This window comes from Novosphingobium rhizosphaerae (assembly GCF_050920675.1).
In the GTDB taxonomy this organism is placed as follows: Bacteria; Pseudomonadota; Alphaproteobacteria; order Sphingomonadales; family Sphingomonadaceae; genus Novosphingobium; species Novosphingobium rhizosphaerae.
In genome coordinates this window covers 1428274-1443119 of sequence record NZ_CP137861.1, presented here as the reverse complement: position 1 = coordinate 1443119, position 14846 = coordinate 1428274, and the positions used below count along the sequence as shown (strand labels likewise).

Here is a 14846-nt window from a genome sequence, read left to right as displayed (position 1 = left end):
GGTGGGCAAGGCCCTCGTCCACCCGCCGCCAACCCTGAACCAACAGAACGAGGATTTCGAGATGACTGACAAGAATCCAGCCGCTGCAGCGGCCAGCGACCCGATCGCCGAACGGGCAGTGCAGGCGTGGCATCGTATCGTCACCGAGCGTGACTGGGACGCGCTGCCCGCGCTCGTCGTCGACGACGTGACCTATCACAACCCGGCCCAGTTCGAGCCGTATCGCGGCAAGGAAGCGCTGGTCGGCGTGCTCCGCCTCGTGTTCAGCATCTTCGAGGATTTCCAGTATCTCCGCCGGTTCGATGGTCCGGAGGGCACCGCGCTGGAGTTCACCGCCCGCGTGGGGGAGGACACGCTGTTCGGCATCGATCTCGTGCGGTTCGACGCGGCGGGGAAGATGGTGGACCTGGTGGTGATGCTGCGCCCTGCAGATGTCGTCGCCAAGCTGGGCGCCGAGGCCGCGCGCCGAATGGCGGCAGCCTCCGAAGGCGGGGCAGCGTAGGCGCATGTCGGCCGCCGCTGTCCTGCCCAGATCCTGGACCGATGACGGAGCGGCGCCCTCAGCGGAGGCAGCCGAGCTTCACTGACCCGGCCGCCAATGCCGCGGCTGTCGCAAACGCTCCGTGCCTCGCCTTCTTCAGCGCCTGGCTGACGAACCCGCTGCGGCTAGCCTCAGTCGTCCCCTCCAGCGCCAGGCTGGCAGCGGCAATGACCCCTGACGTCTCGGCGGTCACCGGCCGATCCTCGAACTGGGGCCGGGCACCGGCGTCTTCATCCGTGCCCTGCTCGCCAGGGGCGTTGCGGAGGAAGACCTCGTGCTGGTCGAAAACGGCCAGGAGATTCTCGGTGCGCTGCAGCGGGAGTTTCCCAGGGCGAGGTTTCTCGGAGTCGATGCCGTGACGCTGCGCTCCACGCCGCTCTATGACGCGCGCAAGGCGGGGGCAGCGATCAGCGGCCTGCCGCTGCTGGCGATGCAAACGCACAAGGTCGCCGCGATCCTGCTCGCCGTTTTCGAGCAGCTCGAAGACGGCGGGGTCTTGCATCAGTTAACCTACGGTCCGCGCGCACCCGTCCCGCGACGCCTGCTCGACCAGCTCGGCCTCCAGGCGGTGCGCATCCGCGCCGTTCCCGCCAACCTGCCGCCCGCCAGCGTCTACCGGATCACCGCGCGCTAACCGAGCCCGCGTCGGACGCGATCCCGCGACCGATCGGAACGCTCAAGGAACCGCCTCCGCTCGATCCCGCGGCGAATCTTGGGAAAGGAAATAGCGAGAAGATTCTCATGGTGCTGACCTCGCACGACGCAGTGGGCGACACCGGCAAGAAAACCGGGTTCTGGCTCGAGGAGTTCGCCGCAACGTTCGAGAAGGGGCCGGATTGGGCACCGTTTCTCGTCACCGACGGCAAGCTGATCCCTGCGCAGAACCCCGCCAGCTCCGATGCCGTCGCTCATGCCCTGATCGATCAGTTGCGCTGACGACGGCCCGCGTCATCGGCTGACCGAGCGCGTTGATGCAGAGCGGCTGACGACTTGCACGTGGCAAATTCTGTCGGAAGCTGCCTTCCATGGTTGGGCGCCCGAACGAGTGAGTCTGGCCGGCAGCGGCCGCTGCGAATCCGGCCAGCCGACTGACGTTTGCCGTCCCAATACCGGTCGTTCACCGCTGCCGGCGGCGACGTCGGAAACGGTCATAGGTTCATCCGGCGAAAGTCAGCAATGAATGGCTGGTCCGATGGCCTGGCACCACCATGTGGGTCGGCGACAATGGCGGGGCGCAGCGAACACCCGCTCGTCGTCCGAGAACAACGCGATTTGGGTGTCGAAGAAGGATAGATCGAACGGGGCGATCGTAGACAGCGACCATGCCATCCGGTTCACCGTGAGCGACGGCATGCTCTCGCGCCATCAGATACCGGGCTTCAATTGAAGCAGAAATATGCGCCGTGAACCTCTGTCGCGAGGACACTGTCCGTGCGCAGGGATGCAGCCTGGCCAAAGCCTGCGTTTCACGCCGGCCTGGATGCATGAGCTGGGGTTTTCCGTCACCGCGCCGGATCTGGGCTTGGCAATGGCGGCTGGTACGACGTGACTAGGGTCAGGACCCATTGATGTGAGAGGCGCGATCTGATTCAGGCTCCGCAAGGAGACCGAATGTGAGCGACTTGTATTGGCTGACGGACGAGCAAATGGCGCGGCTCGAGCCGTATTTTCCGAAGAGCCATGGCAGGCCAAGGGTGGACGATCGGCGCGTGCTGAGCGGGATCATCTTCGTCAATCGTAACGGACTGCGCTGGCGGGATGCGCCGAAGGATTACGGCCCGCACAAGACGCTCTACAATCGTTGGAAGCGCTGGGGTCAGATGGGCGTCTTCACGCGCATGATGGAAGGGCTCTCGGCCGGCGCTGAGCGCAAGACGGTGATGATCGACGCGACCTATCTGAAGGCGCACCGCACGGCATCAAGCCTGGCGGTAAAAAGGGGGATCTCGGCCGCCTGATCGGCCGCACGAAGGGCGGCATGAACACCAAGCTCCACGCCGTTACCGATGCCAACGGCCGCCCTTTGAGCTTCTTCATGACCGCCGGCCAGATCAGCGATTACATCGGTGCAGCCGCCCTGATCGACGACCTTCCCAAGGCGCAATGGCTACTCGCCGACCGAGGTTATGATGCCGACTGGTTCAGGGATGCGCTGGAGGAAAAGGGCATCAAGCCCTGCATCCCGGGCCGGAAATCGCGCAACGAGCCCATCAAATATGACAAACGCCGCTACAGGCGACGCAATCGGATCGAGATCATGTTCGGCCGTCTGAAGGACTGGCGCCGCGTCGCTACCCGCTACGACCGCTGCCCTACCGTCTTCTTCTCGGCGATTGCTCTGGCGGCCACCGTCATCTTCTGGCTCTGATCAGTGAGTCCTGAACCTAGCCTCGTGCCTGAGCCAGCCGCGGTTGGGCGCATACCACCCGATCGCGTCCGGCTGCCTTGGCTCGCAACAGCGCCGCATCGGCGGTTTGCAGCAGTTTGTCCGCTCTGCAGATTTCCGGTGTGCTCGAAACGCCAAAGGACGCTGTGACCGGCCCAAGTTCCCGTCCATCCATGCGCAACTTCAGATCGCTGATCCGCTGCCGGATGAGTTCCGCGCGTTCACAGGCCTGGTCCATCGATAGACCCGGCAGGAGAAGCAGAAACTCCTCGCCGCCGACCCGCGCCGCAAAGCCGCCATCTCGCACGCAGCCTTTCAGAGTGGATGCCACCTCACGCAGCACCGTGTCACCGGCATCATGGCCATGGGTGTCGTTGAAGCGCTTGAAATGATCCACATCGATCATGATGCAGCTTAGCGGCTGATTATGCTGCTGGGCCGTGGCGATCTCGGCTTCCAGCACGGCGTCGAGGTGGCGGCGATTAGCTAGTCTGGTCAAGGGATCGGCCAAGGCCATGGTGCGCAAGGCTTCCCGCAGGCGCAGGTTGGCTATGGCCAGAGCAATATTCTCTGCTAGAACAGTGAGATAGGCTTCGGAGGCCGCCTCGCTATGCGAGCGGTGGTGACGCTCCAGGTAGAGCAGGCCCAGTGTTTCTCGCTGCGAGGTCAAGGGCAGGCAGATAGCATCGACGGGGCGATCCTGCCTGCCAACATGGCCGCAGGGAATATCGATGCTGTCACCGCCGGGCCGATGCGGCAGGCCGCGCCGCAACGCCCAGCAGGAGAGGGGCGGAAATTCCGGCGGGGAATGGGCGGGCGAGAGCCAGGACCCGACCTCGACCATCACCTGACGGGTTTCGTCCAGCAGATACAGCCTGCCAGCATAGGCCGGTGCGATCTCCGGGATGAAGCATTCCACCACGGATTTCAGGTCGTGAAACGTGTCACTCGCTTGCATGCGCTGGGTCATGCGCGAGAGAAGGTCGCGGATGGCACGATCGGTGCTGCGTTCCAGCTCCAGTCTTTGCCGCGCCAGGCCATTGTCGCGAAAGGCCCGGATGGCGTGCGCCATGTCACCAATCTCGTCGACGTGGTCGAACTCCGGCGGGATGGCGGCGTAATCCTCCGCCGCGAGCCGTGCCACCACATCGCTGAGTTTCACCACCGGATGAATAACCCGCTTGCGGAAGATGAAATACATCACGCACAGGAACAGGAAGGCGGTGACGGCCAGCGCCGCTTCCGAGACCGACCGCCACAGCCGCGAGAGGTCGGTGGCGCGGCTCACCTCCGCTTCGGTGCGCTGATCCAGCCGATACTGGAATTGATCGAACTGGGCGGTCGCGCGATCCAGATCGCGTTCGTAATCAGCCCCGAACAGACGTTCCACGGCCAAAGCCTTGTTGCCCTCCTGGCGCGCGGCAACAGCTTCCTGCTGCTCGTCCTGTAGGGCGTCGATGGCCAATATGCCGGCCTTGAGCGCATCCAGTTCCTCCGCAGAGGCGCCGGCATCCACCATGCCGCGCATGCGCTGTTCAACCGAACGCAGCCCCTGCCTGGTTTGCTGATAGATGACCATGTCGCTCGCCTCGCCGCGGATCACGAAACGCCGGGCCAGACTGCTCAGCGCGCCTTCCTGTTCCACGATCTTTTCAGCGGCTCGATCCAGCAAAGCGCGCTGGGCGACTGCCGCGCGTTCCTCGGTCTGGGCGCGCGAAGCGAGCAGCATGGTGCCCCCGGAAATGAGCGACAGAACCACGGTCACGCCGTAGGCCCAGTTGGTGATGGTCGCCAGTCTCATGCATACTGGCTAGAACCCGAGTGCTTAGCCCGGCTTATTCATGAGCCCGCTGCACTGGGGCGTGCCGGGTTTGATGTGTCGGTGGCCGCGTGATCCGGGCGCGCGGTTTCGGCGGCGTTTTTCGCCGCAGCAAAACCGATGGCTTTTCGAGGTTGATGGGCGATGGCTCGGGCTTTGTGCGGCACAGCCGCGCTGGCTATGTCGGCGCTGGCCGGAGACTGGTGGCGATGGCTTTGAACACGCCGGCGTCGGGGCATGCTGACGCGAAGGCGACACGGATGCGCGAGGCGGTCTCGATGACGCGGGCGGCGACCTTGAGCAGCCGCAGGCGCAGCGTTGCGAACTCGGCAGTGGCCAGAGAGGTGGCCTTGGGGATGGCCTGCTGGACGCGCCACATCAGCCAGTAGGCGGCGGTATGCAGGATGAGGCGCATCTGGTTGGCATTGGCCGAGCGGCACGAGGTGCGATCGCTGGCCAACTGGGTCTTGTGGCGCTTGATCAGGTTTTCGGCTTGGCCGCGCGCGCAATAGAGCGTGTCGTAAATGTGCTCGGGCGAGCCTTCTGTCAGCGAGGTGACGACATAGCGGATGTCCATGCCCAGCGTGCTGGCCTCAATCCGGGCGACGACGCGGCGTTGGCTCTTCCAGCTTTTGGCGCCGTAGCGGGTCTCGACATAGTTGCGCAGGACCGGATGTTGGGCCTGGGCCCGCTTGACCGCGCAGGCATCGGCGACGGCAACGATGGCCGGATCGGCCCGCAGCGCGGCGTTGGTCGGCAAGCCGAACACGTAATCGACCCCGGCCGCCTCGCAGAACGCCATGATCTCGGGACGGGCGTAGTGCCCATCGCCGCGGATGGTGATGTGGGTATCGGGCCAGTGCTGGCGGATATGACGCACCAGGCGCCGGATGTGGCCGGCACCTTCGGCACCCGACGGCGTCTTGCCAGTGCGCAGCAGCATCGCCACCGGCCGCCCGCTCGCGGTATCGTACACATGGATCGGCAGGAAGCAGCGCTCACCGTGATGTCCGTTCCAGAACGAGAGCTGCTGATAGCCGTGCACGACATCACACGTGTCATCGATATCCAGCGTCACCGCCGCCGGTGGGGCCGGATAGCTGGCACAGTAAACGCCGATCATCGCGACCATCATCCGGGCCAGTTCACGCGTGGTCGGTGCATTCTCCCAGCGGCTCATCGTCGGTTGGCTGGCCAGCCCCGCGCCCGATCCCGGCAACTTGCCCAGCGCCAGGCGGAAGCCCGGATCGTCGCGCAGGGCATCGAGATCATCGGCGTCCTCATAGCCACACGTGATCGCGAACACACGGGCACGCAGAATGTCATCGAGGCGATGGATCACCCGCGTCGGGTCACGCGGATCGGCGATGCACGCAGCAAGCTGCCGGCAGATCCCCATCGCGCGCTCGGCCTGCGCCAGCAGCAGAACGCCGCCGTCAGAGGTCAGCCGGCCACCGTCGAACGCGGTTGTGACCTTCTTGCCGCCAACCGCTGGAAACGAAAATCCCGGTGCGCTATCATCGCTCCCGGCGGGTGTGGTCCGTGGCATAAATTGCCTCGCTGAAGGACTGGTCTAGACACCCATTTTCCTACTGCAAAGCAATCGCTTACGCCACTCCCGCCAACCCTCTCACCCGCCGCGGTGAATAAGACAGGTTAGGAGTGATTAACTCTTGAGCAACATTCGCCAGCGCTGATCCAGCCACTGGGTTGCCAGGACAAATTACCCACTGGCACGACATGCAGCAATAGGTGCCGAACCGGACGCATTGCGCTCACGCCGTTGGCGAGGCTCCTGCGGTCATGCTGACGTGCCCCTCTGATTTTCCTCCAAGCATGATTAGAGTCTGGCCCGATGGAAGGACGGACGAATGAAGCGAGCAAGGTTCACAGAAGAGCAGATCATCGATGTTCTGAAGGAACAGGAGGAGGGAGCGAAGACCGCCGACCTGGCTTGGCGCCATGGTGAGTAGCCCCTAGATTTCTGGACGCCTTTGATCCTAATTTTGAGGACAGGAGGCGATGATGGGGAAGCCCAATTTCAGTGATGAGTTCAAGCGTGATGCGGTGGCGCAGATCACCGAGCGCGGGTATCCGGTAGCGGAGGTCTCGCAGCGGCTCGAGGAAGAGAACGTCAAGCTGAAGCGATTGCTGGCGGAGGCCATGCTGGACAATGCCGGGCTGAAGGACCTCCTTTCAAAAATGTATGGTCCGCCCCCGTCTGGCAAGCATGAGATGTGGTTGGCGGCACAGTCTGCGTAAATGTATCCGGCCTGTGTGTGGGACATCTCGATCCCTGGCCATGATGGGATACGCGCACGACCGGCCTAACAATTGGTCCAGCCTTGGAAGACTGCATTTTTGAACCAGGCTTCGGTCGTGACACCATCGACTGCTTGCCATCACTCCTCGACTTGCAGACTTCTTCGCGAGGTGTTTGCCGTCAGGCGACGATCGGCACAGGTGGCCGATACTCTTCCTGCCGAGCCAACACCGCCCAACTGATACGCACGATCTTGTTCGCCAGCGCGACCACCGCGATATTCTTATGAGTTCGCATTTCAAGCTGGCTCAACCACGGTCCGTGTCCGCGCTCCCGGTTCATGTGCAGACTGGCCGATCTTGCGCCGTGGATGAACAGGCGTCGCAAGTGACTATTGCCGCGCTTAGACATGCCGAGCAGCGTCGATCTGCCTCCGGTGGAGTGCTGTCGGGGCACGAGCCCGAGCCATGCAGCGAGGTCGCGGCCACGCTTGAAGCCGGTTCCGTCAGCGACCGCTGCGACAAGTGCTGTAGCGACCAAGGGACCCACCCCAGGAATCGCGAGCAGGCGTCGGCATCCCTCGTCTGCGGCTGCGATCGTCTCGATCTCCTTTGTCACTGAGGCGATGTCGGCCTCAAGATTGCGCCACTCGTCCCAGAGCTGCTGCAGGATCAACCGCATCCGCGGCGACAGGGTGGTTCGTTCGTCGGTGAACAGCAGTGGCATCTCGCGTGCCATATGGCGGCGGCCGGCGCGGAACACGATACCACGCTCAAGCAGGAAGGCGCGGATCTGGTTGATGACCGCCGTTCGGCGGCTCACCAGGCGCTCACGCACGCGGTGAAGAGCTTGTAGGTCGAGCTGATCAACCGACTTTGCCGGCACGAAGCGCATCGTGGGTCGTTGAACGGCTTCGGCGATTGCCTCGGCATCGAGGTAGTCGTTCTTGTTGGACTTGAGGAACGGTTTTACGAACTGGGGCGCCATCAGGCGAACGTCATGGCCAAGCGATGACAGTTCGCGCGCAAGGTGGTGAGCGCCGCAGCAGGCTTCCATGCCGACCAAACAGGTCGGTGACCCTTCCATATGGCGCATCAGCTGAGAGCGGCTAAGTTTCTTCTTCCACTGTATCGCACCGGAGGCGTCGACGGCGACCAGGTGGAACGAGGTCTTGCCGATATCGATGCCGATCACTGCTACGTCTGCCATAACTGATCCTCCTCGATGAGACAGCCAGAATGCACCTGACTGCGTCGCTCCGTAAGGGGGCGGACCATCCCACAATTGGTGACGCCCGCTGCCAAGCGAGAGGCGGTCGCGCGTCTTCAGGCGCTTCTGGGGATGAGCGAGCGGCCGGCGTGTCGTGTCATCGGCGCTGACCGGAAGAGCATGCACTACCAGCCCCGGCGGGATGATGATGCCGAGCTTTGGACGAAACTGCGCGAGCTTGCTCAGCAACGCCGGCGGTTTGGCTATCGTCGCCTGCATATCCTGCTTAGACGGGAGGGCATCGTGATCAACCGCAAGAAAACCCAGCGCCTCGATCGAGAGGAAAAGCTGGCGGTTCGACGACGACGCAATCGGCACCGCGCCATAGGTGCGCGGGCAAGGGCGCCAGTTCTGGCGTCGCCCAACCAGCGCTGGAGCCTGGATTTCGTCCATGACCAACTGGCTTCGGGGCGCCGGTTTCGGGTGCTTAACATCGTCGACGACGTGACCCGGGAATGCCTGCGGGCCGTCCCGGATACCTCGATTTCGGGGCACAGGCTGGTGCGGGAACCGATCTGATTGTCGAGCGGGGCAAACCCGGCATGATTGTCAGTGACAATGGCACCGAACTGACCTCCAATGCCGTGCTTGCGTGGTGTGGCGAGGTCGACGTGGAGTGGCATTATATCGCACCGGGCCAACCGATGCAGAACGGCTATGTTGAGAGCTTCAACGGCCGGATGCGTGACGAACTGCTCAACGAGACGCTGTTCCTCAACATGGACCATGCCCGCGCCCAGATCGCTGCCTGGGTGAAGGATTACAACCACGAACGTCCGCATTCAGCCCTTGGCTACGAGACACCGGCGGCCTTCGCCAGGCGCTCGCGTAACATGGGAATTCGGCCGAGCTTCACCAACTTGCCATCGAGCAGCGCCACGCGCCTCGGCCGCTACCCGGTGAATGTCCATGCCGACAATCCGCATAGCCTCCTCCTTAGTCCAACAAGGTTCAGGGAGCTGGCGGGCGACACGACAATTACGGATCCGCGCTCGCAGCGCATCCGGGCTAGTCACAGGGGCGGCCAGATAACGACCTCGAGCTCGCAGCGCATGTCTGTGCGACGGCCTGCCCGCACTTTTCGTGCTCCCGGTGCACCATGGCCCGGATCAGCAGAACCCAGCAGGTCGTGCTGACCTCCGGAACGAGTCACCGACATGCATCATGCCGGATAATGCCTTCATCGAGGCGTTCAACGGGCGCCTGCGCGATGAATGCCTCAACACGCAATGGTTCTTGTCATTCGACAACGCCAGGGCCAAGATCGAGGCGTGGCGGACGGACTTAAACGAACCGACCCCACACATCCCTGGAGTACCTGACACCGGCCGAATTTGCTTCATCGCCCGGGGTTAACCCCGGGTGATGAAGCGCCAAATCTCTCGTTCTGGCCGGAGGTAATTCCGGCACAGTGTCAATCAAGGCCGGACCTCTCGTTCTGAACGGCGGCAAATTCGGGACAGGGTCACGGACGCAAATCCCCCTGTTACTCAGCCATGTGCCAAAATCGTGGCGTCAATCTGCGGAAACCACGGCGCTTGTGCGCGCCTTTCAGCCTCGAAGGAATCAATTTCAGGCATGAGTTTCAGTGATCGTCCGATTTCGTCAATACCCGCAAGAAGGTCTTTCTTGCGACCAGCATCAACATCGAAGAAAAATTTCGAATCCACCAAAGTCGTTACTGTTTGTGCCTCCAGAGATATTCGCATCCGCGCTGTCGCGGGTTCACTCGCCAAGCACATCAGCGCCTCGATGTGATCAGAAGGCAAAACTATGGGCAATATCCCATTTTTGAAGCAATTATTGTAGAAAATATCTGCAATGCTTGGGGCAATAATGCAGCGTATACCAAAGTCAAGCAATGCCCACGGCGCATGTTCGCGGCTTGATCCGCAGCCAAAATTCTCGAGAGCTATCAAAATACCAGCGCTATTCCATGGCACCACATTCAGTACGAAGCCCGGCTCCACTCGCAATGTCGAGAACAAGGCCGCGCCGAGCCCAATACGGCTGATGGTCTTGAGGAACCGCGCAGGCAAAATCTTGTCGGTGTCGATATTCGACAGCGGCAGTGGTGCGGCGACTGCATCGAGCGTGGTGAAAGGCGTCATGGTACAAGACTCTGCGGATCGACGATTGTGCCCGTGACCGCCGCCGCTGCCGCCATCGCGGGGGACATCAAATGCGTCCGCCCGCCCGGTCCCTGCCGTCCTTCGAAATTGCGGTTGGAGGTCGAGGCACAGCGCTGCCCCGGTCGGAGTTGATCGGGGTTCATGCCAAGACACATTGAGCAGCCCGCATCGCGCCATTCAAAGCCTGCAGCGAGGAATATCTCGTCCAGCCCCTCCGCCTCCGCCTGCGCCTTGACCTGCCCCGAGCCAGGAACGATTAACGCACGCACGCCCGGTGCGACATGCCGGTTCGCGACAACCCCGGCGGCGGCGCGCAAATCCTCGATGCGGCCGTTGGTACAACTGCCGATGAAAACAATATTGATTGGCAGCCCCGCAATCGGCAACCCCGGCGCCAGCCCCATATAATTAAGCGCCGCCTCCGCTTCGCGCCGCTTCGCCGGATCGGAAAACCGGGCCGGATCGGGCACCACATCGCCGACATCGGTGACGGCTTCAGGGCTGGTTCCCCAGGTTACCATTGGCCGTACTGCGGCGGCGTCGATCCGCACGACTCTGTCAAAGACTGCACCATCATCGGTGCGCAATGTTTCCCAATGGGCGCGCGCGGCATCGAAATTCGCACCCTGTGGTGCCAGCGGCCGACCCGAGAGCCAATCATAGGCTTTATCGTCCGGCGCAATCATGCCTGCACGCGCACCGGCTTCGACCGACATGTTGCACAGTGTCATCCGCCCGGCCATATCGAGCGCCGTAACCGCTTCCCCCGCATATTCGATCACATGGCCCGCTGCGCCGGCAGTGCCGATCCGGCCAATGATGTGAAGGATCAAATCCTTCGCGGTGACGCCATAGCCAAGTACGCCCACAATCTCCATGAGCATCGAGCGGGCAGGTCGCTGGATAAGCGTCTGTGTCGCGAGTACATGCTCCGCCTCGCTGGTGCCGATTCCGAAGGCGAGCGCGCCAAATGCGCCATGGGTCGACGTGTGGCTGTCCCCGCAGACGATCGTCGACCCGGGGAGGGTCAATCCCAGTTCCGGGCCAATGATGTGGACAATGCCCTGCATCTTGCTGACGAGGGGAATATAGGGGATTCCAAAATCGGCGACGTTACGCTCCAGCGTTTCGACCTGTAGGCGGCTCTCCGGGTCCATAATTGCTGCCACGCCACCGCTGCGGTAATCGGTGGGTACATTATGATCGGCGACAGCAACAGTACCGCCTGGGCAACGTACGCCTCGGCCACTCACGCGCAACCCTTCGAATGCCTGCGGGCTGGTAACTTCGTTCACAAGGTGCCTGTCGATATAGAGCAAAACAGCATCGCCACCCAACGAAGTGACGACATGTGCATCCCACACTTTTTGGAACAGCGTCCTGGGTCTGTCGGCGTTCATGCGAAGGAAGCCGCGTAAGGAATGTGGGCAACGTCATCTGCCGCTGCGATCCGTGTCGCGAGATCTGTCTCGGCTGAGAAATCCATCCCCTTCAACATGCAAACGAAATCCTTGGTTTCTCTAGTTCATCGATGCAGAGTGAACGAATTTTTCGGCATCTCGTGTCGCAGTTTTAATTCCAATCAAGTTCTCAGGGAGCAGTACCCTTTCCAACTGATCGACAGACATCAGCTTCTTTTCGAGGACGAGATCGTAAACTCCGCGCCCGGTAGAATGGGCCTCCATGGCTATCTGCGTCGCGACCTCGTAGCCGAGGTGGGTGTTCAGGGCCGTTACAACACCGATAGAGTTCTCAACAATATATCGGAGGTGGTCACGGTTCGCAGTTATTCCGACTATGCAATTATTTTCGAGCGTCCTGCACGCAGCAGTGAGGTGCACCAAACTTCGATTCAAGCTATAGAAAATTATTGGCTCGAATGCATTCAACTGTAGCTGTCCAGCCTCAGCAGCCATAGTGATTGTTAAATCGTTGCCGATAACCTCATAGGCGACCTGATTAACGACTTCCGGGATCACCGGGTTGACTTTTCCGGGCATGATCGACGACCCGGCCTGTTTAGCCGGCAAATTGATTTCATTAAAACCAGCACGGGGCCCGGACGAGAGCAACCGTAAGTCATTGCATGTTTTCGAAAGCTTCACCGCCACGCGTTTCAGGACACCCGACAATTGAACAAATGATCCACAATCCTGAGTGGCTTCGATAAGATTAGGCGCGGTGGCGACCTCCAGTCCAGTTATCTCTGCCAGCTGTCGACGCACGCATTCGGCATAGTCAGGATGAGTGCAAATGCCGGTACCTATTGCTGTGCCGCCAAGGTTGATTTCCAGCAAGAGCAGGCTTGCCTCGGACAGTCGGCTTTCATCCTCGGCGAGCATCAGAGCATACGTTCCGAACTCCTGCCCCAGAGTCATCGGAACCGCATCCTGCAGTTGGGTTCGCCCCATCTTCAGAACATCGGCGAACTCAAGTGCCTTGGCATCGAACGCACAGCGCAGGCTGGCCATGGCGCCAAGTAGACGTTTGATCGCCGTCAGGGCAGCGACTTTCAGCGCCGTGGGATAGACATCGTTCGTGCTCTGCCCCAGATTCACATGCTCGTTCGGGTGGAGACAGGAATAGTCGCCCCTGGACTTCTTCAGGATTTCCAACGCGCGATTGGCAATCACCTCGTTGGCGTTCATGTTGGTCGAGGTTCCGGCCCCGCCCTGGATCAGATCGACAACAAACTGATCGTGGAGGCTGCCAGCACGGATTTCCCGGCAGGCAGCGACGATAGCATCCACCCGCTCCTTGCCGAGCAACCCAAGCTCATGATTGGCAAGGGCCGCGGCCTGCTTGATTGCGGCCAAAGCGATCACGAGCTCAGGTGCAGTCTGCAAGGTCTGGCCGCTGATCGGGAAGTTTTCGACGGCACGCAGTGTGTGTATTCCCCAATAGGCATCCGCTGGAATTTCGCGATCGCCGAGCAGATCGTGCTCGATACGGAAGAAGGGATCTTTGGCGTGGGTCATCGCAGCTTCTCCGCCTATTCGTCTGCATCGCTCGAACGCAGCGCAAGGGGCTCGCCCCTTGCTTGCGTCGATTTCCGACTGTGGAACCATGAGGTAAGGGGGAACCGCGCCATGCAGCTCAAACGATAGTCCTTGAGCATCGCATGGTCCGGCACGGCCGAAGCGGTGTCAGGTTTACTCCGCCGCCTCGGTCCCGAGCGGCTCGAAATGGCCGGTGGGATCAGCTTCCAAAGACTTGAAAGAAATGGTGTCGGAATATTTATGGTCGAAAAGCACAAACATGTAAGCGAGCAACGTCATCCCATAAAAGCCTGCTGCGATCAGCAGAACATAGAACACGTGTGTGCTGGCCACGGTTGACGCCACCAATGGGCCGAGCGCGAGGCCGACGAGCTGAAGTGGCAGCGTGAGCGCGGCAAGTCTGCGACTGTCATCGAGCGCAGCGAGCAAGCCGGTGGCATAAGGTGTGGAGCCTTGCCACAATGAGCCGAACGCGCTGAGCAGAAGTGTGAACATGAGAGGGGTGCCGGCGGTTTGTAGCATCATTGCAATGGCAATCTGGAACGCGGAAACCACAAGCAAGGTCTTGAGCATCGGGAGCCGCCAACCGATCATGGCCACCATCGAACTGATGACAAACTGCCCGACGATCGCGGCACTCAGCGCGAGGCCGATCCTCTGCGGAGTCAGGCCCAAACCGCCGCCCAGCAGATCGACGTAAGTCCAGGCAGCGCCGAATCCCGCGGTCCCCAGCAACACCCCGGCGAGTGCTGCGATGTTCCATGGCGACCATCGAATAGGCTCGACGACCTCGTGCATTTCCTTGGCGAAATCGTCACGGATGAACAATGCGCAGATCGAGCAGATAGCGCCAACCAAGGCTACCGAGGCAAAGCCCGCGCCATTCCCGAAGCGAGGCATTAGAACGGCAGGCAAGAAATAAGCCATTAGGAGCGGCGGCGGCACACTGACAGCCAAGAAGATTCCCGACAGCCTGGCGGGATTGGCAGCAAACCCTATCGACAAGGCAACCACCGCCACAAGCACGCCTTGTGCAACCCCGGCGACACTGCAAGCCAAGAAGATCAGTGCAAAATTGGGCATGAACCAAGCAACAACATTGCCTATTGCAACGATGGCGCCCGAAAGGACAACAATCCAGCGATCTTGCGACCGCTTGAGCCATTTGAGACCCAGAATCATGCCAGCTGCGCTGAAAATGGTCGAACCGGTAGCCACCCAGCCCAGCTGTTGTGCGTCGATACGCCCCGCAGTGACCAGGCTACCCATTACGATCGGAATTATCGCAAAAAAGGCTAGGCCGCCGGTTCCGATCGCCATACTAAGTGCGATCGTGCGATTTGACTGAAACGCGGCGTCCTGGCCCATATCGAGTTCCCTGCAGGCGATTACTCTTTCCGCTAGTCTCGCACTATTCGTGCGAGACTAGCCGGCTAC

At 61.2% G+C, this 14846-nt stretch carries 11 protein-coding genes and 4 pseudogenes; 8 read left to right on the top strand and 7 right to left on the bottom strand.

Annotated features, from left to right (window positions below; translation table 11 throughout):
- Position 1: 1 nt before the first annotated feature.
- From R9J51_RS06645 to R9J51_RS06630, 4 genes are all read left to right on the top strand, one after another.
- A complete protein-coding gene (locus R9J51_RS06645; protein ID WP_432787906.1) occupies positions 2 to 502 on the top strand; it encodes a nuclear transport factor 2 family protein in 501 nt (166 codons plus the stop codon).
- A gap of 313 nt (positions 503 to 815) precedes the next feature.
- Complete coding sequence (locus tag R9J51_RS06640; RefSeq protein WP_179506186.1) at positions 816 to 1175, top strand: hypothetical protein; 360 nt, start codon at positions 816 to 818, stop codon at positions 1173 to 1175.
- A gap of 107 nt (positions 1176 to 1282) precedes the next feature.
- Positions 1283 to 1477 (top strand): hypothetical protein, encoded by a 195-nt coding sequence (locus R9J51_RS06635; RefSeq protein WP_432787905.1) that lies wholly within the window; start codon positions 1283 to 1285, stop codon positions 1475 to 1477.
- Between the two features lie 677 nt (positions 1478 to 2154).
- Positions 2155 to 2909 (top strand): IS5 family transposase gene (locus R9J51_RS06630; RefSeq protein WP_179506185.1). Its coding sequence is split into 2 segments (ribosomal slippage): positions 2155 to 2485 and positions 2485 to 2909, totalling 756 coding nucleotides; the frame shifts between segments, so codons are not numbered across the junction.
- A 16-nt stretch (positions 2910 to 2925) separates the two neighbouring features.
- On the opposite strand, the gene R9J51_RS06625 is transcribed toward R9J51_RS06630, so the two are convergent.
- Positions 2926 to 4728, bottom strand: coding sequence for a sensor domain-containing diguanylate cyclase (locus R9J51_RS06625; protein WP_179506184.1), 1803 nt, complete (start codon positions 4726 to 4728; stop codon positions 2926 to 2928).
- A 196-nt stretch (positions 4729 to 4924) separates the two neighbouring features.
- Entirely contained in the window at positions 4925 to 6295 is a 1371-nt protein-coding gene (locus tag R9J51_RS06620) for an IS1380 family transposase (protein WP_066763960.1), read from the bottom strand.
- Between the two features lie 322 nt (positions 6296 to 6617).
- Between R9J51_RS06620 and R9J51_RS06615 the strand changes: the two are divergent.
- Together R9J51_RS06615 and R9J51_RS06610 are read left to right on the top strand one after the other, a co-directional pair.
- Positions 6618 to 6713, top strand: a pseudogene (locus R9J51_RS06615) (transposase); the annotation flags it as partial.
- Positions 6714 to 6771: 58 nt separating this feature from the next.
- A pseudogene (locus tag R9J51_RS06610) lies at positions 6772 to 6867 on the top strand (transposase); the annotation flags it as partial.
- 322 nt (positions 6868 to 7189) lie between these two features.
- Here the strand turns inward: R9J51_RS06610 and R9J51_RS06605 are convergent.
- On the bottom strand, positions 7190 to 8218 hold the full coding sequence (locus R9J51_RS06605) for an IS110 family transposase (RefSeq protein ID WP_179506690.1): 1029 nt from the start codon (positions 8216 to 8218) through the stop codon (positions 7190 to 7192).
- 72 nt (positions 8219 to 8290) lie between these two features.
- Between R9J51_RS06605 and R9J51_RS06600 the strand changes: the two are divergent.
- Positions 8291 to 9096 (top strand): annotated as a pseudogene (locus tag R9J51_RS06600) (IS3 family transposase); the annotation flags it as partial.
- A gap of 352 nt (positions 9097 to 9448) precedes the next feature.
- Positions 9449 to 9644 (top strand): annotated as a pseudogene (locus R9J51_RS06595) (integrase core domain-containing protein); the annotation flags it as partial.
- A 124-nt stretch (positions 9645 to 9768) separates the two neighbouring features.
- Here R9J51_RS06595 and leuD read toward each other — a convergent pair.
- The 4 genes from leuD to R9J51_RS06575 all read right to left on the bottom strand — a co-directional run bounded on the left by leuD (position 9769) and on the right by R9J51_RS06575 (position 14777).
- The gene (gene leuD, locus R9J51_RS06590) at positions 9769 to 10389 is read right to left on the bottom strand and encodes a 3-isopropylmalate dehydratase small subunit (protein WP_179506183.1); all 621 of its coding nucleotides are present in this window, start codon (positions 10387 to 10389) and stop codon (positions 9769 to 9771) included.
- Positions 10386 to 11810, bottom strand: a complete 1425-nt coding sequence (leuC, locus tag R9J51_RS06585) for a 3-isopropylmalate dehydratase large subunit (protein WP_179506182.1) — start codon at positions 11808 to 11810, stop codon at positions 10386 to 10388. The genes leuD and leuC overlap by 4 nt, the downstream gene beginning before the upstream one ends.
- A gap of 120 nt (positions 11811 to 11930) precedes the next feature.
- On the bottom strand, positions 11931 to 13388 hold the full coding sequence (locus R9J51_RS06580) for an aspartate ammonia-lyase (RefSeq protein WP_179506181.1): 1458 nt from the start codon (positions 13386 to 13388) through the stop codon (positions 11931 to 11933).
- A 174-nt stretch (positions 13389 to 13562) separates the two neighbouring features.
- Positions 13563 to 14777, bottom strand: coding sequence for a hypothetical protein (locus R9J51_RS06575; protein WP_179506180.1), 1215 nt, complete (start codon positions 14775 to 14777; stop codon positions 13563 to 13565).
- Positions 14778 to 14846: the final 69 nt, after the last annotated feature.

Bases quoted from the DNA above. Each gene is read 5' to 3' on its own strand.
- R9J51_RS06625 (WP_179506184.1), bottom strand. From the start codon at position 4,728: ATGAGACTGGCGACCATCACCAACTGGGCCTACGGCGTGACCGTGGTT.
- R9J51_RS06575 (WP_179506180.1), bottom strand. From the start codon at position 14,777: ATGGGCCAGGACGCCGCGTTTCAGTCAAATCGCACGATCGCACTTAGT.
- R9J51_RS06620 (WP_066763960.1), bottom strand. From the start codon at position 6,295: ATGCCACGGACCACACCCGCCGGGAGCGATGATAGCGCACCGGGATTT.
- R9J51_RS06580 (WP_179506181.1), bottom strand. From the start codon at position 13,388: ATGACCCACGCCAAAGATCCCTTCTTCCGTATCGAGCACGATCTGCTC.
- R9J51_RS06605 (WP_179506690.1), bottom strand. From the start codon at position 8,218: ATGGCAGACGTAGCAGTGATCGGCATCGATATCGGCAAGACCTCGTTC.
- leuC (WP_179506182.1), bottom strand. From the start codon at position 11,810: ATGAACGCCGACAGACCCAGGACGCTGTTCCAAAAAGTGTGGGATGCA.
- R9J51_RS06635 (WP_432787905.1), top strand. From the start codon at position 1,283: ATGGTGCTGACCTCGCACGACGCAGTGGGCGACACCGGCAAGAAAACC.
- leuD (WP_179506183.1), bottom strand. From the start codon at position 10,389: ATGACGCCTTTCACCACGCTCGATGCAGTCGCCGCACCACTGCCGCTG.